The organism is Sedimentibacter sp. B4 (assembly GCF_000309315.1).
Taxonomy (GTDB): domain Bacteria; phylum Bacillota; class Clostridia; order Tissierellales; family Sedimentibacteraceae; genus Sedimentibacter; species Sedimentibacter saalensis.
Genome location: NZ_CANG01000867.1, coordinates 1 through 333 on the forward strand (window position 1 = coordinate 1; position 333 = coordinate 333).

A 333-nucleotide genomic window follows, 5' to 3' on the forward strand; every position below is an offset into this window, starting at 1 on the left:
GCTGGAGCGGGACAGCGGTGGAGTATGGGGACCTCCTGACAACATTCGCCGAGAGCGTGCGTGCCGTACCCGCCTCCGGGCAGATTGTCCTGGGTGGCATGGGCTACGAGGTCCTGAGCTCCGAGGCGGGCAGTGCTGCATGGCAGTTCTTTGACACTGTGCTCGCGGCCGCGGGCTCATCGTTCGACCTCGTGGACGTGCACTCCTATGACGACCCACGACGCATACCCGGCCACTTCGCCGCGGTTCGGGCCCTACTGGCGAAGAACGGGTGCGCCCAGCCGCTCGTCGTCGGCGAGTATGGCGGCCCGACCATTTTCGGGTTCTCCGTGG

At 66.7% G+C, this 333-nt stretch carries 1 protein-coding gene; it reads left to right on the forward strand.

All coding sequences use genetic code 11. The features are described from left to right. Positions 1–17: 17 nt before the first annotated feature. Positions 18–333, forward strand: a 316-nt coding sequence (locus BN358_RS13435; RefSeq protein WP_157593526.1) for a hypothetical protein, incomplete at its 3' end; no start/stop codon positions are given.